We start from the raw sequence: 23534 nt of genomic DNA on the forward strand, positions 1-23534 counted from the left end.
ACTAAACGTTGTGGTTTCCCACAACATCCCGTTATATGGGCGGATAAGAGGCCCTAGAGATTGGGCGAATGAGGGAGACCAGTAAAATGGCGACAAAACCAATGACAAAAGCGCAGCTGGTTGCTGCATTGGCCGAAGAAACAGGTATGGACAAGAAGGCCGCAGGCTCAGCTCTGGACGCTGTGACCGGCATCATCACCAAGGAAGTGTCCGGCGGCGGTGCCGTGACCCTGCCCGGCGTCGGCAAGATCTACTGCCGCGAACGCCCAGAGCGGATGGTCCGCAACCCTGCCACTGGTGAGCAGATCAAGAAAGACGCGGACAAGGTCGTCAAGATGACGATCGCCAAGGCGCTGAAGGACAGCGTGAACGGCTAAAGTCGCGACACGCGTTTTTGTGTGAAGGGTCGCCCCTCCGGCGGCCCTTTTGCTTTATGTGACGGTCAGCGTCTGCTCGGCGACGATCAGGCCATCCGTGCCAATCAGCGCCCGATGATCCTGCCCGCGCAAGGTGACCGCGATATGGTGCCGCCCCGCAGGCAACGGGCCCAGATCGTAGACCGGGCTATAGGCAGACCCGACCTTCTCCCCGTTCACGATGACATGGGCATGGCCGACAGGCACAGCCTCTGCCACCGAGGTACAGATTTCGGTAAACTGAAACGATGTCGCGTCGATCCGCAGGATCCAGTTGCCCCTGTGATCCTGCGTGATGCTGAACGCCAGGTCCGGCTGCGGCGACGTCTCGGGCAGCGTCAGAAACACGGCGCGCGGTGCCTCATGCGCGGCATTATAGGCGGGGGCCGCGATGGCGAGGCTCCCCAGCAGCCCTGCCACCAAGGCCACCGGTCCGATTTGTGAAAGAGCATTGCGTTTCATGCCAGTACCTTTCCTGTCGCGATAGTGGTTCTCGGTGCGTGCCAGCGCGTGCCGATGATGACGAACATGGCCAACACCCCATAAAGATTGGCGTGAAACAGCGGCGTTTCCCCCAGCGTGACGGCCAGGAATGTGATTGCCAGGATGATCACGACCGAGACCGGCCGCACCAACCGCCCTGCGATCAAGAGCGCGCCGCAGATGATCTCCACCCCTGTCATGATCAGCGCAATCACTGCATAGGGCAGGCCGAATGTCGGCAGATTGCCGTGCTGCAGGATCGCGATCAGCAGTGTCGGTTGGGTCAGCTTGTAGGCGACAGCGAGATAGACAAAGCCGAAGCCGACGAGGATCTGCGCCGTGCGCCAAAAGGCGGGCATGATGTCAGCCGGAGGCGCACACCAATCGGTCGCCTGCAGCAGCCGGTCCACGGACCAGATGCCTCCACCGACCAGCGTCAGCACGATGGCAGGTGCCACGAAATGCGGTGCGTAATCGATGAACTTGATGCCAAAGACACTCCAACCCAGCACGACAAGCGCCATCAGAACCAGCCCGGCGACCCGGGTGAAGAGGCCCGCAATCAGGCACAGCCCCAGCGTGATCTGAAACGGCGCCAGCCAGTCCCACCCGGGCACAAGCGCCAATTGCATGTCTGGCACCAACAGCGTCGGTTCCACCCAATGCGCGGTGCCATGACGGGGCAGGCCGCCGGTGCCAGCCAGTACCAGCATCACCCCCAAGGGGATGCGCAAAAGGGCTGGCCCCCAGTTCGCGGCAACCGATTGCAGCAGGGGCCCAAGCGGTTGAAAATGCGGGCGCAATCTTTCTTCGACCAGAAGCGCGACCATTGTCGCGACGCATCCCACCACAGCGGCAAGTCCCAGAATACCGTAGCTCGTAAAGATCGCCGGGATCGGTTCCTGGGCGAGCGCCGCAATCTCGGCTGGGGTCAAAAGCCATGCTTCATGTGCATGCGCACGCGAGGTCATCGCGATGGTTAACGTACTGAAAGCGAATACAAATCTGTTGTTGCTCGGCAAAATCATTTTGGTCTCCAAAAAACTGGAAATCTGAAAAGAATGAACTTTGTTGTTTTGTGCCAAAGGCACATGTCATGGCCGGAAAATTGGCCAATGTCTTGGGTCTTCGTGCGGCCCGTCACGGCGGACCAAAGTCAATAAATATCGATTTGAAATACTGTATCGAATGCAGCAACAATACCTTCGCACGCGCAGCATTCGAAGTCAGGAAGTCCTTACCTATCGCCCGATCCAAGCAGCGCGGTGTCGATTTGTGATGCGGTGGTCCGCAAAAAGCCTTTAGGTCGCGGTCATGGATATTAAAGCGATCTTGATGGGCCTCGCCTTCGCGTTCATGTGGTCGTCGGCCTTCACCTCGGCCCGGGTGATCGTCGAATATGCCCCGCCGCTCAGCGCTTTGGCGCTGCGGTTCCTGATATCCGGGCTGATCGGGGTGGCGATAGCGTGGGCGCTTGGCCAGTCGGCGCGCCTGACGCTGCAGCAATGGATCGGCGTGGTCGTCTTTGGCATCTGCCAGAACGCGCTTTATCTGGGCCTGAATTTCGTGGCGATGCAGACCATTCCTGCGTCATTGGCGGCGATCATCGCCTCAACCATGCCACTGCTGGTGGCGGTGGCCGGATGGCTGGTTTTCGGCACGCAAGTCAGGCCACTGGGGATTGCGGGGCTGGTGGCCGGGTTCATCGGTGTCGCATTAATCATGGGCGCACGGATCGAGGGTGGCGTTGACCTTTATGGTCTGATCCTCTGCGTGATCGGGGTTTTTTCATTGACCGCAGCGACACTTGCCGTCTTGGGTGCCTCGTCCGGCGGCAATGTCCTGATGATCGTGGGCCTGCAGATGCTGGTGGGCAGTGCGGTTCTGTGGGTACCTGCGCTCGCCTTTGAGACCTTTGCCGTCACTTGGAACTGGCAGCTGATCGTGGCCTTCATCTATACCACCCTCGTGCCCGGTTTGGCCGCGACTTTGGTCTGGTTCCTGCTGGTGGGCCGGATCGGGGCGGTCAAGGCGTCCACCTTCCATTTCCTTAACCCGTTCCTCGGCGTTGCGATTGCCGCTGTGCTTTTGGGTGAGCGGGTCGGCGCGCTGGATGTGTTGGGCGTGGCCATCATCGCGGGCGGGATTCTGGCGGTGCAAATCGCCAAACAGCCCACGCCAAAGTGACCAGCTGTCACACAAAAGGGGGCTGACAGAAGGCGCACCATGCGCGCAGATAGCGCCATGGATTTGCTCTTTGGATATCTGGCGGGGCTCTTGACCCTGATCAATCCCTGCGTCCTGCCGATCTTGCCCATCGTGCTGGCCACCGCATTGCAGGCAGGCCGCGCCGGGCCGTTGGTGCTGGCTGCGGGGATGAGCCTGTCTTTCGTCATCGTCGGGATGAGCGTCGCGGTCTTTGGCCGCGCGTTGGGCATTGATGACCTGATGATCGCTCGCGCCGGTGCTTTCATGATGGTTCTTTTCGGGATCGTGCTCGTCGTCCCGCAATTTTCGGCGCGCTTCGCGACGGCGACGGCAGGCATGTCCGCCCGTGCTGATGCAGGCATGGACGGCGTGAACCGCGACGGGCTGGGCGGGCAGTTTGTGGGTGGCGCACTTTTGGGCGCAGTCTGGGTGCCCTGCGTCGGGCCGACGCTGGGTGGTGCCATCGCGCTGGCCTCTGCCGGTGAAAACCTTGGTTGGGCCGCCGCCACGATGCTCAGCTTCGCGCTGGGCATCTCAACCATCATCGTGGTGTTGGCCTATGGCGCACAAAACGCGATCCGGGCGCGCAAGGCTTGGCTGCAAGCCATCTCTGGCCGGGTCCGCATGATCACCGGCGTGATCTTTATCGCGCTCGGCACCGCCCTATTCTTTGGTCTACACCAGATGGCCGAAATCTGGCTGCTGGACCGTCTGCCATTCTGGCTACAGGACCTGTCGGTCCGCTTTTGACAAAGGAGAGATTGATGAAACGTCGTGAGTTTATGGTGCTGTCAGCGGCGATGGCCGTGGCACCGATGGCCGCAAGAGCCAGCGAAACGCTCGATTACACCCCCGGCCTGGTCCGCGAACGGCTTGCGTCGGGCGAGACCGTCTTTGTCGATTTCAAAGCCTCCTGGTGCACCACCTGCCGTGCGCAGGAACGCGTGATCGGCCAATTGCGCGCCGATAACCCTGCTTATGATGAAGCGATCACATTCATCAATGTCGACTGGGACGAACATGGGCGCGGTGAGTTAGCGACCGAATTAAACATCCCGCGCCGATCCACGCTTGTGGTGATGAAAGGCGAGGAAGAGCTGGGCCGTGTGGTGGCACGCACTTCGCGCGGTGACATTCAGGCACTGATGGATACGGCGCTGGCGGCGAGCGGGGCGAGTTAGAGGTCCCGAATCAAGTCCAGGACTGCGGAGTACCTAGCCGATCTGACCACGCACCCCACCCGTCTGCCCGCGATCCAAGAGCAGGTGGTCAAGGATCACACAGGCCATCATCGCCTCACCCACCGGGACGGCGCGGATGCCGACGCACGGGTCGTGGCGGCCCTTGGTGATCACCTCGGTCTCGGTCCCATCCATGCGGATCGACTTGCGGGGGCTGAGGATCGATGATGTCGGCTTCACCGCAAATCGCACGACGATATCCTGCCCCGTGCTGATCCCGCCCAGGATGCCGCCCGCGTGGTTAGAACTATATTCCGGCCCGCCTTGCCCCATGAAAATTTCATCCGCGTTATCCCGACCGGTCAGCGCGGCGGCGGCCATCCCCTCACCAATCTCGACACCCTTCACTGCGTTGATCGACATCATCGCGGCAGCGAGATCGGTGTCTAACTTCGCATAAACCGGTGCGCCAATGCCTGCTGGCACGCCACGCGCCACCACCTCGATGATCGCACCGACCGAGTTATGGTCATCCTTGCGCAGCCACTGCAGATACGCTTCCCACTCTTTCGCGGCCTCCGCATCGGGGCAGAAGAAATCGTTTTGATCGATCTGCGCCCAATCCACCCGCGACCGGTCGATCTGTTTGGTGCCCATCTGGGTCATGTAACCCTTGATCTGCACATTCGGCGCAATCGCCTTGATCGCCTCGCGTGCCACACCGCCTGCAGCGACACGCGATGCCGTCTCGCGTGCTGAGGACCGACCCCCACCGCGATAGTCGCGCACTCCGTATTTCTGGTGGTACGTGATGTCCGCATGACCGGGGCGAAACGTGTTCGCGATATCGCCGTAATCCTTTGACCGCTGATCGGTGTTGCGGATCATCAGCTGGATCGGCGTGCCGGTCGTCTGCCCCTCAAACACGCCCGACAGGATCTCCACCGCATCAGGCTCATTCCGCTGGGTCGTGTTCTTGTTCAGCCCCGGCCGCCGCTTGTCGAGCCATTGCTGGATCATTGCCGGTTCCAGCGGTACCTGCGGCGGGCAGCCATCCACTGTCGCGCCCAGCGCGGGCCCGTGGCTTTCGCCCCAGGTTGTGAACCGGAACAGATGACCGAAGCTGTTGATCGACATGGTGGCCACTCCTTTGCCGGACGGGTCTAGCGGGCGTGACAATCAGGCTCAAGACCTTTCCCTTGCAGCCGCTCGTGATCCGGCATAGCAAGGGTGCCACCTCGGGGGGCCATTCCGGCTGAGATGCGCAAGCGGACCCGTTGAACCTGAACCGGTTAAGACCGGCGGAGGGAAGGTATGGCAATCCCGCTTACCCCCAATCCGCCCGTCGCTTTTGGAGGATAAGATGCCAAGACCGATCTATCTGCCAGCTGTCGCGGGACTTGCCCTTGCTGCCTCAGTCGCATGGGCCGAGACCCCGGTGCTGCAAGTGATGACCTATGACAGCTTCGTCAGCGAATGGGGGCCCGGCCCGGCGGTCGAGGCCGCGTTTGAGGAAACCTGCGCCTGCGATCTGCAGTTTATCGGCGCCGGTGACGGGGCCGCCCTGTTGGCCCGCCTGCAGCTTGAAGGGCCACGCACCGATGCTGATATCGTGCTTGGGCTTGATACGAACCTGACCGCAGCTGCTCGCGAAACGGGTCTTTTCGCACCGCATGGTGTTACCGCCGATCTCAGCTTGCCGATCGACTGGAACGACCCCGACTTCCTGCCGTTCGACTGGGGCTATTTCGCCTTTGTCGGCAATGCGGGTGACGCGGCACCCACCTCCTTGCAGGCACTTGCCGACAGCGACGTGCAGGTTGTCATTCAGGACCCCCGCTCGTCCACTCCGGGCCTCGGCCTTCTGATGTGGGTCAAAACCGCCTATGGCGAAGAGGCCGACGCCCTCTGGGCCGACCTCGCCGACAACGTCGTCACCGTCACCCCCGGCTGGTCCGAGGCCTATGGCATGTTCCTTGATGGCGAGGCGGATGCGGTTCTGTCCTACACGACCTCCCCCGCCTATCACCTGATCGCCGAGGATGACGCGAGCAAGGTCGCCTGGGGCTTTGACGAAGGGCATTACATGCAGGTCGAAGTGGCCGGAAAGGTCGCGGGCACGGATCAACCCGAACTGGCTGCAGAATTCTTGGCCTTCATGGTCTCGGACGCGTTCCAGAGCATCATCCCCACCACCAACTGGATGTACCCGGCAGTAACCCCGGCAGAGGGGTTGCCGGACGGCTTTGACACCCTGCTGACACCCGCGAAATCCCTGCTTCTGTCGCCGGAAGACGCAGCAGCTAAGCGTGATGCGGCACTGGACGAATGGCGCGCAGCCTTGTCGCGATAACACCCGTCTGGCCCGGCGCCGTTGCGGCGGCGCTGGTCCTGTTGCTGACGCTGGGCACGCTGGCCGCCGTGGCATGGCGCGCCGAATGGCAGGGCGGGTTGGCAGCCGCTGACTGGGCGGCGATCCGGTTTACGGTGAGCCAAGCGCTTGTCTCAGCAGCTCTGAGCGTGCTTCTGGCCATCCCCGTCGCCCGCGCACTGGCGCGGCGGCGCTTTGTTGGACGCAAACTCCTGATCACGCTCCTCGGTGCGCCATTCCTGTTGCCGGTGATCGTGGCCGTCCTTGGCCTTTTGGCCGTCTTCGGGCGTGGCGGCATCCTCAACAGCGCACTAGCCAGCTTAGGTTTTGAGCCCATCTCCATCTTCGGGTTTCACGGCGTCGTCCTCGCCCATGTCTTCTTCAACCTCCCGCTCGCCATTCGGCTAATTTTGCAAGGCTGGCTCGCCATCCCGGCAGAGCGGTTCCGGCTCGCCGCCACACTCAATGCATCGGTCTGGCGCATGCTGGAATGGCCAATGCTGCGAGCCGTCGTGCCGAGCGCATTTCTGGTGATCTTTCTGATCTGCCTGACGAGCTTTGCGGTGGCCTTGACACTGGGCGGCGGACCGCGCGCAACAACCGTCGAGCTTGCCATCTATCAGGCGCTCCGGTTTGATTTCGATCTCGGCCGCGCGGCATTACTGGCTTGCATCCAGTTCGGATTATGCGTGCTCGCCGCCTTTATCGCATGGCGGGTCAGCATCATTGACGCAATGGGGGCGGGGCTTGATCGCGTGGTACAACGCTGGGACTTACGCTGGCCTGCGCTGGATTACGCGATGATCGCCACGGCGGCCCTGTTCCTGCTGGTTCCCTTGGCCATGGTGGTTCTGCGCGGCCTGCCAGGCCTGACGGATTTGCCGCGGAGCATCTGGGATGCCGCGCTGCGCTCTGTCCTAGTTGCAACCGGTTCTGCCATCCTATGCGTGGCCATGGCGCTCGCCCTCTCACTGCGCGGCGGCGCTTTGGTCGCCATCATCGGCGTCCTACCCTTGGCCGCATCGGGCCTCGTGGTCGGCACCGGCGCGTTCCTGATCGTGTTTCCGTTCATCCGACCCGCCGATGTCGCACTACTCGTGACGATGCTGGTCAATGCAACACTGGCGTTGCCCTTTGCCCTGCGCGCCATCGCACCGGCGGTTGCGGCGGTGAGGGAGGATTTCGGCAGGCTCGCCCTGTCACTGCGCCTCACCGGATGGGCCTGGCTGCGCATCGTCGTCATCCCGCGTATCCGTCGTCCGCTTGGTTTTGCGGCGGGGCTCGCGGCGGCTTTGTCGATGGGCGATCTCGGCGTCATCATGCTTTTTGCAGGTCAGGCGCAAGAGACGCTGCCTTTTGCAATGTATCGCCTCATGGGCGCTTACCGGATGGAAGCGGCGGCAGGTGCGGCCCTCTTGCTCGTTGCGCTGAGCCTCGCGCTATTCTGGATCTGTGATCGCGGGGGTCGTACGGATGTTGACTTGTAAAGCTCTGACGCTCCGGCAGGGCGATTTCGCCTTGCGGGCAGACCTGACTTTTGCTGACGGTCAGGTCACAGCCCTGATCGGCCCGTCCGGAGCTGGCAAATCGACGCTGCTGGCGGCCCTTGCCGGTTTCCTCGCGCCGGTATCAGGCCAGGTCATGTGGGAAGGGCACGACCTGACCCAGACGGCCCCCGGAGAACGGCCAATCAGCGTACTTTTTCAAGACAACAACCTCTTTCCGCACCTGACTATCGCGCAAAATGTGGGGCTGGCACTCCGGCCTCATCTGCGCCTAAGCGCTGATGACAATGGAAAAGTGTCGCATGTTCTCAAGCAAGTCGGCTTGGACGGTTTCGAAACCCGCAAACCCGCCGCCCTGTCCGGCGGGCAGCAAAGCCGCGCGGCCCTTGCCCGTGTGTTGTTGGCGGATAGGCCTGTTACTCTGCTCGACGAACCTTTCGCAGCCCTTGGGCCTGGTCTGAAGGACGAGATGCTCGACCTTGTGCAGCGACATCTGCGCGCCGCCGGGCAGACGCTAATCATGGTGACCCATGATCCGGCGGATGCAAAGCGGATTGCCAATCAGGTGGTGCTAGTGGCCGACGGCGTTGCCACAAAACCGTTGGAGACCAACGCCCTTTTCACAAACCCACCGCCAGCGCTGGCCGATTATTTGGGGGCGGGCTGATCCTCCCAACGCAGAAGGCCCGCGCATGACGCGGGCCTTTGTATGCGTTCATTCCGGTGGCATTAGTCCTTGCCTTTGTGCGGCGCCCAGAGACGCTTATTTGTGAGGTAGAGCAACACGGACAACACCGTCAGGAACAGTACGCCGGTCAGGCCAGCCTGCTTGCGGGCCATCAGCTTTGGCTCTGCGGTCCACATCAGGAATGCTGCGACATCCTGTGCAGCCTGTTCAAGGCTGGCTTCGGTGCCGTCAGCATAGTCGACATCATCGCCCCAAAGCGGCTGCGACATGGCGATCCAGCTGCCGGGAACTTTGTGCTTGCCGTTTTCATCCTTACAGCTGTCGGGGAAACCGCCAGCGGCGAAGGCCGCATTATAGAAGCCATCCATCGGTTCGCCTTCCAGCGCGCATTCAGGCTCTTCATGGTAGCCGGTCATGAGTGAGGCGATGTATTCCGCACCGCCCATCCCGTTAACGAACTGGCTGATCCCGGTGCCATACGGCCCACTGAACCCAGCGCGCGCTTTGGCCATCAGGCTCAGGTCAGGCGCATTTTCAACGTTGGAGCCGGGGAACCGGTCAGCAGGCGTCGCAAGGCGGAAATCACCTTCGCCATCAAAGAGGCTTTGGTCGAAAACCTCATAGAATTCGGCATAGGCCCGCATCTGATCTTCCGGCAGGCCGGGGCCGCCATCATCAGAGAGGTTGCGGAACGCCACATATTCCAGACCATGGCAGGCCGCGCAGATTTCGGTGTAAACCTGCAGGCCACGTTGCAACTGCATCTGGTCAAAGCTGCCGAACGGGCCCTCGAACGAGAACGCATAATCGGTGATCTCGGTTTCCAGTTCAGCGGCGGTCGCGTGCCCGGCGCTCAGTGCCAGAGCCATCGCAGCAGTGAGTGATAGTTTGCGGAACATTCTCTTGTTGTCCTTTCTCACTCGGCCGGGCTGGCAACAGGTTTGGCACCGTCACCTTTCGGCGCATAGTGCGCGTTGAAGTCGTCTTCGATGGTGGCCGGCGGCGTATCGGGCTTTTCGATCACACCCAGGATCGGCAGGATCACCAGGAAGTAGGCGAACCAGTAGGTTGAACCGATCAGTGCGATATAGGGGTAAATCCCTTCAGCCGGGCGGGCGCCGACCCACATCAGCAGGACGAAGTTTGCCACGAACACCCAGAACCACCATTTGAACATCGGACGGTAGCGACCCGACCGCACGGTGGATGTGTCCAGCCATGGGGCCAACGCCATCACAACGATAGCACCAAACATGGCCACGACGCCGAAGAACTTTGCGTCGATGATGCCAAAGGTGATCCAGTTCACCGCGATCACGAGCCACACGTCTTGGTCAAAGGCGCGCAGGATCGCGTAGAACGGCAGGAAGTACCATTCGGGCACGATATGCGATGGTGTCGCCAGCGGGTTGGCCGGGATGTAGTTATCCGGATGGCCCAGATAGTTCGGCATAAAGCCGACAACTGCCACAAACAGCGCGAGGATGATCGCAAGCGCGAACAGATCCTTGATCACGAAATAAGGCCAGAAGGGCAGCGTATCTTTGGCAGCATCTTCTTTTGATGTGCGCCGCACCTCAACCCCAGTCGGATTGTTGTTGCCGGTCGTGTGGAACGCCCAGACATGCACAATCGTCAGGCCCAGCAGAATGAAGGGCAGCAGGTAGTGCAAAGAGAAGAAGCGGTTCAGCGCAGGCTGGTCAATCGCGCCGTTCGGCGTACCCAAAAGCCACACTTGCACCGATTCACCGATGAACGGGATCGCGCCAAAGAGGCCGGTGATCACCGCCGTGCCGTGGAACGACATCTGCCCCCATGGCAGCACGTAGCCCATAAAGGCCGTGCCCATCATCAGGACATACATCAGCATGCCAACGACCCACGTCACCTCACGCGGGGACTTGTACGAGCCGTAATAAAGCGAGCGGAAGATATGTGCATAAACCGCGATAAAGAAGAGCGATGCGCCATTCTGGTGGAAATAGCGGATCATGTGGCCGCCATTCACGTCACGCATGATATGCTCGACCGAAGCAAAGGCCATATCCACATGCGGTACGTAATGCATCACCAGCACGATGCCCGTGACGATCTGCAGGACCAGCGTGAAAACCAGCACGATACCCCAAATCCACATCCAGTTCAGGTTCTTGGGTGTGGGGATCATCAATGTGTCATACATCAACCCGACGATGGGCAAGCGTGAATGCAGCCACTTTTCACCGCCGGTCTTTGGTTCGTAATGGTCGTGGGGGATACCAGCCATGGATCGCTCTCCTTAACCGAGTTGGATCGTTGTATTGTCAATAAACGCAGCGGGCGGAATTTCCAGGTTCTGCGGCGCAGGGCCTCTGCGAATACGGCCAGACAAATCATAGTGTGATCCGTGGCATGGGCAGAACCAACCCCCGAAATCGCCAGCACCGTCGCCCAGCGGCACGCAGCCAAGGTGCGTACATACGCCCATCTGAACGATCCAGGCGCCGGCACCTTCGCCTTCGGGCGAGGCCAGCGTCCGATTCTCGTCTGTCGCCAACGCCTCTCCGCTGAGGTTCAAGTTCCGAGAGTCACTGTCAGGGAGCGACTCGACAATTTCATCGTCGGCCAGTGCGGCTTGAATTTCAGCGCCGGTGCGGTGTCGAATGAAGACCGGCTTGCCTTGCCAAAGGACCGTCAACTGCGTTCCGGGCCCTACATCGCTCACATCCACGCGGATCGAGGCAAGCGCCAAAACATCCGCTGAGGGGTTCATCTGGTTGACCAATGGCCAAACCGCAGCGCCCGTCACCACAACGCCGGCACCGGCGGTAGCATAATATAGAAAGTCGCGGCGTGTGCCCTGGTGGTCGTCTGCATGTGACACTGGGTGCATCTCCGATATTACCTGGGCATCACGCCCGCACAACAATTAGACCGATGTTCCCATCCGTCCATTTGGCCGCTGTTTAGCTATCAAACTTTACAACGTCCAGCGGACAATCGGGCGCAGCCCCACTTGACACGCGCTGATGCCTCAAAAGTCCAAAGAGAGCGTAAAGACGATAGGGAATCAGTTGCGGCACCTTGGCGGCCGCCGAGCCAGTCGAAAGCTCAAAAATCATCCATAATTTACCGCATCGGCGGAAATCCCCGGTTTTTCCCTGTAAAACCGGTAGGTTGTGACGAAGGCGACACATTATTTCGCCGGCAATCGCACCTCACCGAATGTTTTGTTGTCAGCCTTTGGTTGTGGGATTAGCTGTTAGATACTGTCAGCCCACTTGGACATCCTTGAATGACATCGCTACGCTTGCTTTGCCTGTGCGCCCTGATTGCGCCTGCCGCCGCGGCCGCGGAGGTGGAGCTGAGCTTTTATGGCGGTGTGCAATCGGCGCCACCGTCAGACATCACGATTCGTGGCGATGATGTGATCCCTGACGACGATTTCGAGCAGGATTGGGAAGGCCGTTCGGGCGAGGCGCCGATCTATTACGGGATCCGCGCCACCCATTGGCGTTCGCCGAATTTCGGCTACGGCTTGGATTTCGCCCATAACAAGGTCTACCCCAAGGATGATGAACTGCCGGCGGGCTACGACGTCCTGGAGTTCACGGATGGCATCAACACGCTGACGGTCAACGCTTATCGCCGCTGGAGCGGCCTCTTTGGAGAGGTCACACCTTATGTTGGCGGCGGCTTGGGTGTGGCACTGCCTCATGTTGAAGTAACCAATGGCGGGTCAGAGACCTTCGGCTACCAGATCACCGGGCCGGCAGCGACCTGGATTGCCGGTGCCTCTTATGCGATCAACGATCAATGGGCCGTGTTCGGTGAATACAAGGGCACGTTTTCGTCCAACACCGCCGATCTGGAGGATGGCGGTACGCTGGAAACGGATATTCTGACCAACGCCGTAAATTTCGGCGTCAGTTTCAACTTCTAACCTTCAACCTGCGTCGCCTGCATGCTGTCGCGTTCGGCGAATCTGGCATGCCAGTCCGCCAGGGCCGCATTGCCGTTCCGCCAACCACGTTCGTCATGCCGCAGATCGATGTATGACAGCGCACAAGCCACAGCGATTTGCCCAATATGCAGCGGCCCCACCAGATGGCTCATCCAGCGATTGTTGATCGCCGCGACGGCACGGGCGGCCTTGCCCCATTGCGCCTCAATCCATTCAGGCGATTGTTGCGCCTCGGTGCGAAAACGCTTCTCGTATGAAATCGCTACGGTCGCATCCATGATCGCGTCCGCCGTCGCCTCAAGCGTCAGGATATCCCAGATGCTATGATCGGGATAAAGCCGCGCATCCGCATAATCGTTCAAAAACCGCGTGATTACCCGGCTGTCATAGAGCGCCGGCCCATCACCACGCACAAGTGCCGGGATCTTGCCCGCAGGATTGGCTGCAAGAACGGTTGGGTCCGAGGCGAGCGGCGTTGTCGAAACATCAACCTCTTCCACCCGATCCAACAGATCCGTTTCGCGCAAAAGGACGCGCACCTTGCGCACATATGGCGACGCGGGAGAGATGAGAAGCTGCATGATCAGATCCCGTTCAAAGGTCCATTACGCCCGACCTTGGCATCAAGAACGCTCAAGCACCAGATGTCAGATGCCAAACATCTTCTGCCAATTGTCCATCGTCATATTGGCCCGGTAGTCGCGCCGCATCTCCTGGTCCAGTACCTCGATCAGCAACCGACCTTCCAGCCAGACCTCAACGCATTCAAAGGGGCCACGGTTGCAAATGCGCGCAAGCCATCCCTCGGCATCGGCAAGGCGCAAAATCGCATCGCGCGACAAGGGCGATCCAATGGCGGCATGCACAGACGTATTTTGCGCATCAGCCTCACCAACCTCGCAGGCGATCGTCTCGCCGCCATCGACTAGACGATGGGTCAACGGATAGACCTCTATCGCTGTCCCATCGTCCTGCTCAGCAAAGGCGATCCAGCTATCGGGAAAGGGTGGAAACGGCAGATGCCGACCACCCAGAATATTGGCAAGAAACGCCGCGACGCGTTCCGGCGCACGTGCTGAAATCGACAGATGAAGCAATGCCATACCCAACCTTTCCATGGTCGGATCAGGACCACAAGAAGCAGCACTCCAACTTCGCCCTTTCACCCTTTTGCCGGGCTGATAAATTGCGCCAACAACTCCCGGGGGATGCATGACCAAAACAACGCCCATGATGGCGCAATATCTTGAGATCAAGGCGCAGTACCCCGACGCGCTTTTGTTCTACCGGATGGGCGATTTCTACGAGATGTTCTTTGACGACGCCGTCGCGGCGTCCGAGGCACTTGACATCGCGCTCACCAAACGCGGCAAACATGGGGACGAAGACATCCCGATGTGTGGCGTCCCACATCATGCCGCCGAAGGGTATTTTCTGACCCTCATCCGCAAAGGCTTCCGCGTCGCCGTCTGTGAACAGATGGAAAGTCCGGCGGAGGCGAAAAAGCGTGGCTACAAGGCGGTCGTGAAACGCGAGGTCGTCCGCCTTGTTACCCCCGGCACGCTGACCGAGGATTCCCTACTTGATGCCCGCCGCCACAACTTCCTTGCTGCATATCACGTCGTGCGCGATGAAGGCGCGCTCGCCTGGGTCGATATCTCCACCGGCGCGTTCCACGTGATGCCCTGTGCCGGTGCCGCTTTGGGGCCAGAACTCGCGCGGCTCACACCCAAAGAGGTGATTGTCGTCGATGGGTCCCAGGGTTATTGGTCGGCAACCGTCTCCGAAGCAGGCGCGACCCTGACCAAGCTTGGTGCCGCCGCCTTTGACAGCACCGCAGGTGAAAAGCGGCTCTGCGCGCTTTACAAGGTCGGCTCTTTGGATGCCTTCGGCAGCTTCACCCGCGCCGAAATCGCGGCGATGGCTGCCGTCGCCGAATATCTCGACATCACGCAGCGCGGGAACCTGCCGCTTCTGCGCCCGCCTGTGCGCGAGGGGCAATCCGCGGCCATGCAGATCGACGCCGCCACACGCAAATCGCTGGAATTGACCCAAGCCATGGGCGGCGGACGGCAAGGGTCGCTGCTTCATTGCATTGACCGGACAGTCACTGCTGGCGGCGCGCGGCTGCTGGAACGGCGGCTTGCCTCACCTTCCCGCACGCTCACCATCATTGCCGACCGGCTGGATGCTGTCGCGTTTCTCATCGACAATAACCGCCTTGCCGGTGATATCCGCGACCACCTGAAAGGCGTGCATGATCTTGACCGGGCACTATCCCGCCTGGCGCTCGACCGAGGCGGGCCGCGGGATATGGCGGCGATCCGCAATACTATTGGACAGGCGGCACTGCTGGCCCAAGCCCTGCCGAACGACCTGCCCGCCCTGCTCGCTGCGGCTGCCGCCGACCTGACCGGTCACGACGACCTCCTGAACCTTCTCGATCAGGCACTGATCGCCGAACCACCGCTTCTGTCGCGTGACGGCGGTTTCATCGCGCCGGGCTATGATTCCGAACTCGACGAAGTGCGCAAGCTGCGCGACGAAGGCCGCTCCGTCATCGCTGGTATGCAGGCGCAATATGTGGATCAGACCGGGGTTGGGTCCCTGAAGATCAAGCACAACAACGTGCTGGGCTATTTCATCGAAACGACCGCCACCCATGCCGAAAAGATGCTGGCCGATGACCGCTTCATCCATCGCCAGACCACCGCCAATCAGGTGCGTTTCACCACCGTCGACCTCTCCGAGATCGAAACCCGTATCCTGAACGCAGGCGGTCGCGCGTTGGAGATCGAGAAGCAGCAATACCAGTCGCTGCGACAGGCCATCATCGCTCAGGCCGGCCCACTTGGCGCGCTCGCCCGCGCCTTGGCCGAGATCGACCTGAGCACCGCCCTCGCCCATCTCGCCACCACTGAAAACTGGACCCGGCCCCGCGTTGATGACAGCCGCGCCTTTGCGATCACCGGCGGGCGGCACCCGGTGGTGGAGGCCGCGCTGCAAAAGGACGGCGCCCCCTTCATCGCCAATGATTGCACGCTTTCAGACGCCTATATCTGGCTGCTGACTGGCCCCAACATGGCGGGTAAATCCACGTTCCTGCGCCAAAACGCGCTGCTCGCGATCCTTGCGCAAATGGGCAGCTTCGTGCCCGCAGAAGCCGCCCATATCGGCCTTGTCAGCCAGATTTTCAGCCGTGTCGGCGCATCCGACGACCTCGCGCGGGGGCGGTCGACCTTCATGGTCGAGATGGTAGAAACCGCCGCAATCCTCAATCAAGCAGACGACCGGGCGCTGGTGATCCTTGACGAAATCGGGCGTGGCACGGCGACCTATGACGGCCTCTCCATCGCCTGGGCGACGCTTGAACACTTGCATGACGTAAACCGGTGCCGCGCGCTCTTTGCCACGCATTATCACGAGATGGCCGCCCTTTCGAACAAGCTCGACGGCGTGGAAAACGCGACTGTCGCGGTCAAGGAATGGGAAGGAGACGTGATCTTCCTCCACGAGGTGCGGCGCGGCACCGCCGACCGGTCCTACGGCGTCCAGGTCGCGCGGCTGGCCGGGTTGCCACCAGTCGTCGTGGAACGTGCCAAAGTCGTGCTGGACGCACTGGAAAAGGGCGAGCGCGAAGGCGGCGGCAGCAAGGCCGTCATCGACGACCTGCCGCTTTTCGCCGCAACAGCGCCACCGGTGACGGCAAAAGAGTCGGAGGTTGAAACACGACTGAAGGACATCCTGCCCGATGAACTCACCCCGAAAGAGGCGCTGTCGCTGATCTATGAATTGCGGGATTTACTGGCGGACGGGTGATGTCACTTGTCCGAGTCATCCTTCCCAGCCTCTTACTGCTTCGGCGCGCTGTAATTGACAAGTTCCGACTTTAGCCCGCGCTTTCCCGCCAGAAAATCCAAGAGGAAGGCAGCCTGCGCATCACGTGACAGATCCTCGAAACCGCTCAGATCACCACCCTCTGCCCACATATCGGCGTCTTCGATCATCGCAACCAGCACCGCGATCTTTTGCAGCAAGACCGCGATGTGCCAGCTAAAGCCGCTTTCACCGCCCGATATTCTGTTTTTGGCATGCAGGGAGCGGGAAAGCGCTTCAAGCATGCGTGCCAGTTCGTCCGGGGTCCGGAATGACAGGTCTTTGTCACCGATGTCCTGGCTCATCTTATGCGGCACAGATGGGTGAAATCACACATCCTACGACGCGGGCGTCGAAGACACCCCAACCTGCGCGGGGCGCAGCAAGCGATCATGCAGCATGAAACCAGTGGCCGAAACCTGGATGATCTCGCCCGCCTTCGTGCCGGGTAAGGGTGCTTCGAACATCGCCTCGTGCTGTTGCGGATCGAAACGGTCGCCAACTTCAGGCTGGATCGGCTCAATCCCGTGCTTTTTGAAGACGTTCAGAAGCTCGCGCATTGTCAGCTCAACACCTTCGAGCAGTGCCTCCGGCACCTTCTCTTCACCCTCTTTGGCGGCATCCAGCGCGCGGCTCATACTGTCGTAAACCGGCAGCAGGTCACGGGCCAGACGCGAGCCGCCGTAATTCTCCGCCTCACGCCGGTCGCGATCTGCACGCTTTCGCGTATTCTCAGCATCCGCCAAGGCCCGCATAAACTTATCCCGAAACTCATCGCGTTCAGCCCGCAGCGCCTCAATCTCGTCATAGCTGGCTTCGGCCTGATCAAAATCAGGGTCATCCGCTTCGGCGGCGAGTTCATCAAGGCTTTGCAGCTCTTCTTCTTTTTCGGACATGCTTGTTCCTTTTAAGAACGGTCGGCAATCATCTTGCCCACCAGCTTGGCAGTATAATTCACGATGGGCACAATTCGCCCGTAGTTGAGGCGGGTGGGCCCGATCACCCCCACCGCCCCGATAATTTTCCGGTCCGCGTTCATATAAGGAGAAACAACCAGAGAGGAACCCGAAAGTGAGAACAATTTGTTCTCTGAGCCAATAAAGATACGCACGCCCTCGCCCTCTTCCGTCAGGTTGAGGAATTGCGCGATATCCCGCTTGCGTTCCAGGTCATCAAAAAGCGTGCGGATCCGTTCCAGATCGGCCTCATCCTCGCTGTCCGACAATAGGTTGCCGCGCCCGCGGACAATCAACCGCTCAGTCGGTTCGCCTTCGTTTTCCCAAATGGCAGCACCGCTTTCCACAAGTTCGGCGGCGAGTTTATCCACCTCTTGTCGACGTGCGGTGATTTCGCGGCGGATCACTTCTCCAAGTTGCGACAAGGTATGACCCTCGGCCACGGCATTGAGGAAATTCGCCGCCTCGCGCATGGAGGACGGAGTTTGGCCAGGGGGCGGTGTGAAGATACGGTTTTCCACATGACCATCGGCAAAGACCAGCACAACCAGGGCGCGTTCACAGGACAGCGACACAAACTCAATATGCTTGATCGGCGCTTCATGCTTGGGCGTCAGCACAAGGCTCGCACCTTGCGTCACGCCCGACAAAGCCTCACCCACATGATCCAGCACCGATGCGACATCCTGATCATTGCTGCCAAAGGTGCGATCGATCTTCTGGCGATCCTCACTTTCCAGATCACCGACCTCGAGCAGCCCATCGACGAACATCCGCAAACCCAACTGCGTGGGAATACGCCCAGCGCTCACGTGCGGACTATCCAGAAGCCCCAAGAATTCGAGGTCCTGCATCACATTGCGAATGGTCGCCGCGCTGACATTTTCCGACAGGCTGCGCGTCAATGTGCGCGACCCGACAGGCGCGCCGCTTTCCAGATACCCTTCGACCACGCGCCGAAACACTTCGCGCGAGCGGTCGTTCATCTCTTCGATGTTGGGCGTCTGGTCGTTCATCGCATCCTCTGCACGGGGCGAGGCAATTAAATCGAAAGTGTTGCCTGCGTCAATCGGGGTTGGATTTCAGATATGGGCAGCGTATCGGAGGGCTGCAATCAACAGGAGGAAGCCCATGCGCCCATCCGGCCGTCAGACCAACGAAATGCGCCCCGTCTCGATCGAAACAGGCGTGACGATGCATGCCGAAGGCTCTTGCCTGATCAAATGCGGGAATACGCATGTGCTGTGCACCGCGACGATTGACGAAAAGGTGCCGCCGTTCCTGAAGAATGCAGGCCTCGGCTGGGTGACGGCGGAATACGGCATGCTGCCGCGCGCGACGAATACGCGCATGCGGCGTGAGGCAAAGAATGGCCAATCGGGGCGCACGCAAGAGATCCAGCGCCTGATCGGGCGGTCGTTGCGGGCAGGCGTGGACCGCGTGGCGCTGGGCGAGCGGCAGATTGTTGTCGATTGTGATGTGATCCAGGCCGATGGCGGCACGCGTTGCGCGTCGATCACCGGCGGCTGGGTCGCGTTGAAGCTGGCCGTGCAAAAACTGATGAAAGCAGGTGACGTGATCAGCGACCCGCTGGTTGACCCCGTCGCGGCGATTTCCTGCGGGATTTATGCCGGGCAAGAAGTGCTCGATCTCGACTATCCCGAAGACAGCGAAGCTGGCGTGGATGGGAATTTCGTGATGACTGGCGGCAAATTGATCGAGGTGCAGATGTCAGCCGAAGGTGCCACGTTTACCCGCGCTCAGATGGACGGGCTGCTTGATCTGGCCGAGAAAGGCGTGGCCGAACTCACCGCCGCCCAATTGGCCGCCGTCGGCTGATGCGCAAGTTCACCGACAAGGAACTGGTCATCGCCACGCATAATAAGGGCAAGCTGGAAGAGATGATCGATCTCTTGGGGCCTTATGATGTGTCGCTGACCTCAAACGCCGATCATGGCCTGCCGGAGCCGGAAGAGACCGAAACCACCTTCGTCGGCAATGCACGGATCAAGGCGCATGCCGCGATGAATGCAACCGGTCTGCCCGCGCTAGCTGATGACAGTGGCATCACGATTGACGGTCTGGATGGCGCGCCGGGTGTCTACACCGCCGACTGGGCGGAAACGCCAAAGGGACGCGATTTCAGCATCGCGATGGAACGGGCCTGGCGCGAACTTGAAGCGGCAAACGCGCCCTTCCCTCGCGGCGCGCAGTTCCGCGCGACGATGGTGCTCGCCTGGCCCGACGGCCATGACGAAGTGTTCGAAGGCATCATGCCCGGCCAGATTGTCTGGCCCATGCGCGGCGATCAGGGCCATGGCTATGACCCGATCTTTCAACCCGATGGCTATGACATCACATTCGGCGAAATGGACCGCTGGGAGAAAAACAAGATCAGCCACCGGGGCCGTGCCGTGCAGAAACTGATCGCGGGCTGCTTTGCCTGAAGATTGGGAACATGGGGGCTTTGGCCTCTATATCCACTGGCCGTTTTGTCAGGCAAAATGCCCTTATTGCGACTTCAACAGCCATGTCGTCGCACAGATTGACCAGAAAGCCTGGGAGCAGGCCTATCTGAGCGAGATTGAGCGCGTTGGAGCAGAGACCCATGGCCGCATCCTGCGCTCTGTCTTCTTCGGCGGTGGCACGCCAAGCCTCATGGACCCGGATGTTGTTGACGCTGTGCTGCGGAAAGTCCGCGCGACGTGGAACTGTGCCAACGACATCGAAATCACTTTGGAAGCCAATCCCACCTCGGTCGAGGCGGGGCGCTTTGTAGGTTACCGCGATGCTGGGGTCAACCGCGTCTCGATGGGCATTCAAGCACTGAATGACACCGACCTGAAGGCGCTGGGCCGCCTACACTCAGCCAAGGAAGCGATGGCGGCCTTTGACATCGCCAGAGACGTCTTTGACCGGGTCAGCTTTGATCTCATCTATGCGCGCCAAAACCAAAGCCAGGCCGATTGGGAGCAGGAATTGCGGCAGGCACTATCAATGGCGGTGGACCATCTTTCCCTCTATCAATTGACAATCGAGGACGGTACGGCGTTCGGGGACCGCTACGCTGTTGGCAAACTACGCGGTCTGCCGGAAGACGATGCTGCAGCCGATATGTATCTTGCCACGCAAGACATCTGCAGCGATGCCGGTTTTGGTGCCTATGAAGTTTCTAACCACGCCGGACCCGGCAGCGAAAGCATGCATAATCTGATCTATTGGCGTTCCGGTGATTATGCAGGCATCGGCCCCGGCGCGCATGGGCGGCTGACACTGGATGGCCAGCGCTATGCCACCGAAACGCCGCTGGCACCGGGTGCATGGATGGCACAGTTGCAAGAGACCGGGAATGGAGAAAGCCTGCGCAGTCCGCTGTCCGAGGAAGATCAGTTTGCCGAGATGATGTTGATGGGTCTCAGGCTGCATGAAGGGGTCAACCTGGAGCGGTTTGGTAGCTCTTTGGATGAATTACGTATTAATATCAATTATTTAACTGATGTGGGTATAGTCTATACAGACAACTCACACCTGCGCCTCACACCAAAGGGACGTCCCGTATTGAACGCAGTTTTGCGGCAGCTTCTGGCGAATTAGAGCGGTCTTAGCTGTTCGACAAAGCGCGCAGCAGATCATCCAGTTGGTCGAGCGATTTATAACTGATCGACAGCGTACCGCCCTCGGCATCGGGCTTGTGGCTGATGTTCACCTTCATGCGCAAAGTCGCCGAAAGCTCATTCTCGATCTGGACCGTATCAGCGTCTTTTGCCGGGGCTTTTGGCGCCGCTTTCGGTTTGCTGGGCAGACCGGTCTTGGCCAGGGCTTCTGCCTGCCGAACCGAGAGTTTCTTATGCACAATCTCACGCGCCAGCCGCACGGCCTCGGCATGGCCGACGAGGGCCCGCGCATGACCGGCGGACAGCACCCCATAAATCAGGTATTCCTGCACCTCTTCTGGCAAACTGAGAAGGCGCAACAGATTGGCGATATGGCTGCGGCTTTTACCCAAGGCAGTGGCGAGTTGTTCCTGGGTGTGACCGAACCTGTCCATCAATTGGCGATATCCTGCCGCCTCATCCACTGGGTTCAGATCGGCGCGCTGGATGTTTTCGATGATGGCGATTTCCAGCATCTCTGTATCGTTGTAATCGCGGACTACAACAGGCACTTCGTGAAGCTGAGCGACCTGTGCTGCACGCCAACGCCGCTCTCCTGCAACAATCTCGTAGGATCCTGATTTTGCCGGGGATGACCTGACGATCAGCGGCTGAATGATCCCGCGTTCCGCAATGGATTGCGCCAGCTCTTCCATCGCATCTTCGGCAAAGGTGCGGCGTGGTTGGTCTGGGTTCGGTTGGACCGTTTCAATCGGCACAACCATGTCGGGCCGCTTTGGAGCGGAATCCGTGGGTTCGTCCTGCGCCACGTCCGACATCAAGGCGGACAGGCCGCGCCCCAATCCGCGCGATTTCTTTGGATTGCGCGCCATACTACACCTTTACCTTCTTCGATTTCTTAATGACCTCATCGGCCAGCGCCCGATACGCCGCGCTGCCTTTGGAATGCGTGTCGTAGGCTAGCACGGGCATGGCAAATGACGGCGCCTCGCTGACCCGGACATTTCGCGGAATCACCGTTTGAAAGACCATATCGCCCATATTTTCGCGTGCATCATCTTCCACCTGCAACGAAAGGTTGTTGCGGCTGTCATACATGGTGAGTGCGATCCCTTCGATCCGCAGGTCGGGATTCGCTGATTGTCTGACGTCCCGAACGGTCAGGATGAGTTGCGACAAACCTTCGAGAGCGAAGAACTCACTTTGAAGCGGGACAATGATCGAATGGGCCGCAATCATCGCATTGACTGTCAATATATTGAGGGATGGTGGGCAGTCGATCAATATGTAGTCATAATTTGCGATACTATCCGCATGGTCACGCAAGACATTGCGCAAGAGAAAACTGCGTTGTTCATTGTCAATGAGTTCAATGTCGGCCGAGCTCAGATCGGTCGTCGCTGGAATGATGGAGAGGTTTGCATCACTTGTTTTCTGTGCGGCTTCAGTCAGTGTCGCGTCACCGGCGAGCAAATCATAGGTTGTGGCCTCGCGCTGATCCTGATCGATGCCAAGACCGGTGGAGGCGTTCCCCTGGGGATCGAGGTCGATCAGAAGGATCTTCTTCTTTCTTTCCGCCAATGCTGCGCCAAGATTGATCGTGGTGGTCGTCTTTCCCACCCCGCCTTTCTGGTTGGCAATCGCGATGATTTTCGGGCCAAGGGAAGTGCTATTCGCTGACACGAGAGATCCTTTGGATAATAAGAAGCCGCGCTGCAGGATCGGTGATACTATCATGTTGTTCAAGCGCAAAGGACCAGTCCCGGCGTGCATCCGCGATTTCCGTGGCAGCGCCTTTTCCTTTGTGGAATAGGGCTTTGCCGTCTTCTTTCAGGTGGCGCGACGTCATTGGAAACAGGGCAGATAGTGGGGCGAGCGCGCGGGCTGATACTATATCTGCTTCCTGTGGCGCCGTTTGATCGATGCGTTCGCTGATGACCGTGACGTTTAGCGACAGTTGCCGGGCCGCGGTGCGGAGGAAAGTTGCCTTGCGTTGGTCACTTTCAATGAGCGTAAATCGCGCATCTGCAACATCCACTTTGGCAAAGATAGCCATAACGATGCCGGGAAATCCACCGCCGCTGCCCAAATCGACCCAATGAGCGAAAGACTTAGATGTAAATGCATAGAGCTGCGCCGAATCGACGATGTGTCGCTCCCACATGTCTGGGACGGTGCTTGGGGCAATCAAGTTAATCTTCGGGGTCCACTTTGTGACCAGATCGCGAAACGTCACGAGATCATCGTATGTTTCACGTGAAACACTTTGGCCGGCGACCATTTGCGTATTCAC

At 59.7% G+C, this 23534-nt stretch carries 26 protein-coding genes and 1 riboswitch; of the genes, 12 read left to right on the forward strand and 14 right to left on the reverse strand.

Annotation, left to right across the window (positions count from 1 at the left end):
• The first annotated feature begins 86 nt into the window (after window positions 1-86).
• Window positions 87-377, forward strand: coding sequence for an HU family DNA-binding protein (locus SLH49_RS14335; protein ID WP_320239857.1), 291 nt, complete (start codon window positions 87-89; stop codon window positions 375-377).
• Between the two features lie 54 nt (window positions 378-431).
• Here the strand turns inward: SLH49_RS14335 and SLH49_RS14340 are convergent, their stop codons facing one another.
• The gene (locus tag SLH49_RS14340) at window positions 432-878 is read right to left on the reverse strand and encodes a hypothetical protein (RefSeq protein ID WP_320269845.1); all 447 of its coding nucleotides are present in this window, start codon (window positions 876-878) and stop codon (window positions 432-434) included.
• Window positions 875-1927, reverse strand: coding sequence for a DoxX family protein (locus SLH49_RS14345; RefSeq protein WP_320269846.1), 1053 nt, complete (start codon window positions 1925-1927; stop codon window positions 875-877). The genes SLH49_RS14340 and SLH49_RS14345 overlap by 4 nt, the downstream gene beginning before the upstream one ends.
• Window positions 1928-2213: 286 nt before the next feature.
• Between SLH49_RS14345 and SLH49_RS14350 the strand changes: the two genes are divergently transcribed.
• From SLH49_RS14350 to SLH49_RS14360, 3 genes are read left to right on the forward strand one after another with little or no spacing between them, the layout of a single operon-like run.
• Entirely contained in the window at window positions 2214-3086 is an 873-nt protein-coding gene (locus tag SLH49_RS14350; protein WP_320269847.1) for a DMT family transporter, read from the forward strand.
• Between the two features lie 39 nt (window positions 3087-3125).
• Window positions 3126-3857: a cytochrome c biogenesis CcdA family protein gene (locus SLH49_RS14355; RefSeq protein WP_320269848.1), complete on the forward strand. Its 732-nt coding sequence runs from the start codon at window positions 3126-3128 to the stop codon at window positions 3855-3857.
• A 14-nt stretch (window positions 3858-3871) separates the two neighbouring features.
• Window positions 3872-4288 carry a thioredoxin family protein gene (locus tag SLH49_RS14360; RefSeq protein WP_320269849.1) on the forward strand — a complete coding sequence of 139 codons (417 nt, stop codon included), beginning with the start codon at window positions 3872-3874 and terminating at the stop codon, window positions 4286-4288.
• 33 nt (window positions 4289-4321) lie between these two features.
• Here the strand turns inward: SLH49_RS14360 and aroC are convergent, their stop codons facing one another.
• A complete protein-coding gene (gene aroC / locus SLH49_RS14365) occupies window positions 4322-5425 on the reverse strand; it encodes a chorismate synthase (protein WP_320269850.1) in 1104 nt (367 codons plus the stop codon).
• Window positions 5426-5517: 92 nt separating this feature from the next.
• A riboswitch (TPP riboswitch) is annotated at window positions 5518-5615 on the forward strand.
• 36 nt (window positions 5616-5651) lie between these two features.
• Here aroC and thiB point away from each other — a divergent pair.
• The 3 genes from thiB to SLH49_RS14380 are packed head-to-tail and all read left to right on the forward strand — an operon-like array spanning window position 5652 to window position 8831.
• On the forward strand, window positions 5652-6641 hold the full coding sequence (gene thiB, locus SLH49_RS14370) for a thiamine ABC transporter substrate binding subunit (protein ID WP_320269851.1): 990 nt from the start codon (window positions 5652-5654) through the stop codon (window positions 6639-6641).
• A complete protein-coding gene (locus SLH49_RS14375; RefSeq protein ID WP_320269852.1) occupies window positions 6617-8146 on the forward strand; it encodes a thiamine/thiamine pyrophosphate ABC transporter permease ThiP in 1530 nt (509 codons plus the stop codon). Before thiB ends, SLH49_RS14375 begins: the two co-directional genes overlap by 25 nt.
• Entirely contained in the window at window positions 8133-8831 is a 699-nt protein-coding gene (locus SLH49_RS14380; protein WP_320269853.1) for an ATP-binding cassette domain-containing protein, read from the forward strand. The genes SLH49_RS14375 and SLH49_RS14380 overlap by 14 nt, the downstream gene beginning before the upstream one ends.
• Before the next feature lie 62 nt (window positions 8832-8893).
• Here the strand turns inward: SLH49_RS14380 and SLH49_RS14385 are convergent, their stop codons facing one another.
• From SLH49_RS14385 to petA, 3 genes are read right to left on the reverse strand one after another with little or no spacing between them, the layout of a single operon-like run.
• Window positions 8894-9751, reverse strand: a complete 858-nt coding sequence (locus SLH49_RS14385) for a cytochrome c1 (RefSeq protein ID WP_320269854.1) — start codon at window positions 9749-9751, stop codon at window positions 8894-8896.
• 17 nt (window positions 9752-9768) lie between these two features.
• Window positions 9769-11118, reverse strand: a complete 1350-nt coding sequence (locus tag SLH49_RS14390; protein WP_320269855.1) for a cytochrome b — start codon at window positions 11116-11118, stop codon at window positions 9769-9771.
• 12 nt (window positions 11119-11130) lie between these two features.
• Window positions 11131-11715, reverse strand: coding sequence for a ubiquinol-cytochrome c reductase iron-sulfur subunit (gene petA / locus SLH49_RS14395; RefSeq protein ID WP_320269856.1), 585 nt, complete (start codon window positions 11713-11715; stop codon window positions 11131-11133).
• 411 nt (window positions 11716-12126) lie between these two features.
• Between petA and SLH49_RS14400 the strand changes: the two genes are divergently transcribed.
• Window positions 12127-12774, forward strand: a complete 648-nt coding sequence (locus tag SLH49_RS14400) for an outer membrane protein (RefSeq protein WP_320269857.1) — start codon at window positions 12127-12129, stop codon at window positions 12772-12774.
• Here SLH49_RS14400 and SLH49_RS14405 read toward each other — a convergent pair.
• Together SLH49_RS14405 and SLH49_RS14410 are read right to left on the reverse strand one after the other, a co-directional pair.
• Entirely contained in the window at window positions 12771-13376 is a 606-nt protein-coding gene (locus SLH49_RS14405; RefSeq protein WP_320269858.1) for a glutathione S-transferase, read from the reverse strand. The two genes, SLH49_RS14400 and SLH49_RS14405, sit on opposite strands and share 4 nt — an antisense overlap.
• 66 nt (window positions 13377-13442) lie before the next feature.
• Entirely contained in the window at window positions 13443-13898 is a 456-nt protein-coding gene (locus SLH49_RS14410; RefSeq protein WP_320269859.1) for a hypothetical protein, read from the reverse strand.
• 109 nt (window positions 13899-14007) lie between these two features.
• Between SLH49_RS14410 and mutS the strand changes: the two genes are divergently transcribed.
• On the forward strand, window positions 14008-16614 hold the full coding sequence (gene mutS / locus SLH49_RS14415; protein WP_320269860.1) for a DNA mismatch repair protein MutS: 2607 nt from the start codon (window positions 14008-14010) through the stop codon (window positions 16612-16614).
• Window positions 16615-16646: 32 nt separating this feature from the next.
• Here mutS and SLH49_RS14420 read toward each other — a convergent pair whose 3' ends face one another.
• The 3 genes from SLH49_RS14420 to hrcA are packed head-to-tail and all read right to left on the reverse strand — an operon-like array spanning window position 16647 to window position 18643.
• Window positions 16647-16976, reverse strand: a complete 330-nt coding sequence (locus SLH49_RS14420; protein ID WP_320269861.1) for a hypothetical protein — start codon at window positions 16974-16976, stop codon at window positions 16647-16649.
• Window positions 16977-17009: 33 nt separating this feature from the next.
• Window positions 17010-17567: a nucleotide exchange factor GrpE gene (locus tag SLH49_RS14425; protein WP_320269862.1), complete on the reverse strand. Its 558-nt coding sequence runs from the start codon at window positions 17565-17567 to the stop codon at window positions 17010-17012.
• An 11-nt stretch (window positions 17568-17578) separates the two neighbouring features.
• Window positions 17579-18643: a heat-inducible transcriptional repressor HrcA gene (hrcA, locus tag SLH49_RS14430; protein ID WP_320269863.1), complete on the reverse strand. Its 1065-nt coding sequence runs from the start codon at window positions 18641-18643 to the stop codon at window positions 17579-17581.
• A 115-nt stretch (window positions 18644-18758) separates the two neighbouring features.
• Here hrcA and rph point away from each other — a divergent pair, with 115 nt between their 5' ends.
• The 3 genes from rph to hemW are packed head-to-tail and all read left to right on the forward strand — an operon-like array spanning window position 18759 to window position 21221.
• Window positions 18759-19466 (forward strand): ribonuclease PH, encoded by a 708-nt coding sequence (gene rph / locus SLH49_RS14435; RefSeq protein WP_320269864.1) that lies wholly within the window; start codon window positions 18759-18761, stop codon window positions 19464-19466.
• On the forward strand, window positions 19466-20074 hold the full coding sequence (gene rdgB / locus SLH49_RS14440) for an RdgB/HAM1 family non-canonical purine NTP pyrophosphatase (RefSeq protein ID WP_320269865.1): 609 nt from the start codon (window positions 19466-19468) through the stop codon (window positions 20072-20074). Before rph ends, rdgB begins: the two co-directional genes overlap by 1 nt.
• Window positions 20067-21221, forward strand: coding sequence for a radical SAM family heme chaperone HemW (gene hemW, locus SLH49_RS14445; RefSeq protein WP_320269866.1), 1155 nt, complete (start codon window positions 20067-20069; stop codon window positions 21219-21221). Before rdgB ends, hemW begins: the two co-directional genes overlap by 8 nt.
• Before the next feature lie 7 nt (window positions 21222-21228).
• On the opposite strand, the gene SLH49_RS14450 is transcribed toward hemW, so the two are convergent.
• The 3 genes from SLH49_RS14450 to rsmG are packed head-to-tail and all read right to left on the reverse strand — an operon-like array spanning window position 21229 to window position 23534.
• Window positions 21229-22113, reverse strand: coding sequence for a ParB/RepB/Spo0J family partition protein (locus SLH49_RS14450; protein ID WP_320269867.1), 885 nt, complete (start codon window positions 22111-22113; stop codon window positions 21229-21231).
• A gap of 1 nt (window position 22114) precedes the next feature.
• Window positions 22115-22924, reverse strand: coding sequence for an AAA family ATPase (locus SLH49_RS14455; protein ID WP_320269868.1), 810 nt, complete (start codon window positions 22922-22924; stop codon window positions 22115-22117).
• Window positions 22911-23534, reverse strand: coding sequence for a 16S rRNA (guanine(527)-N(7))-methyltransferase RsmG (rsmG, locus tag SLH49_RS14460; protein WP_320269869.1), 624 nt, complete (start codon window positions 23532-23534; stop codon window positions 22911-22913). Before rsmG ends, SLH49_RS14455 begins: the two co-directional genes overlap by 14 nt.

Source organism: Cognatiyoonia sp. IB215446 (assembly GCF_033963825.1).
Classification (GTDB): domain Bacteria; phylum Pseudomonadota; class Alphaproteobacteria; order Rhodobacterales; family Rhodobacteraceae; genus Yoonia.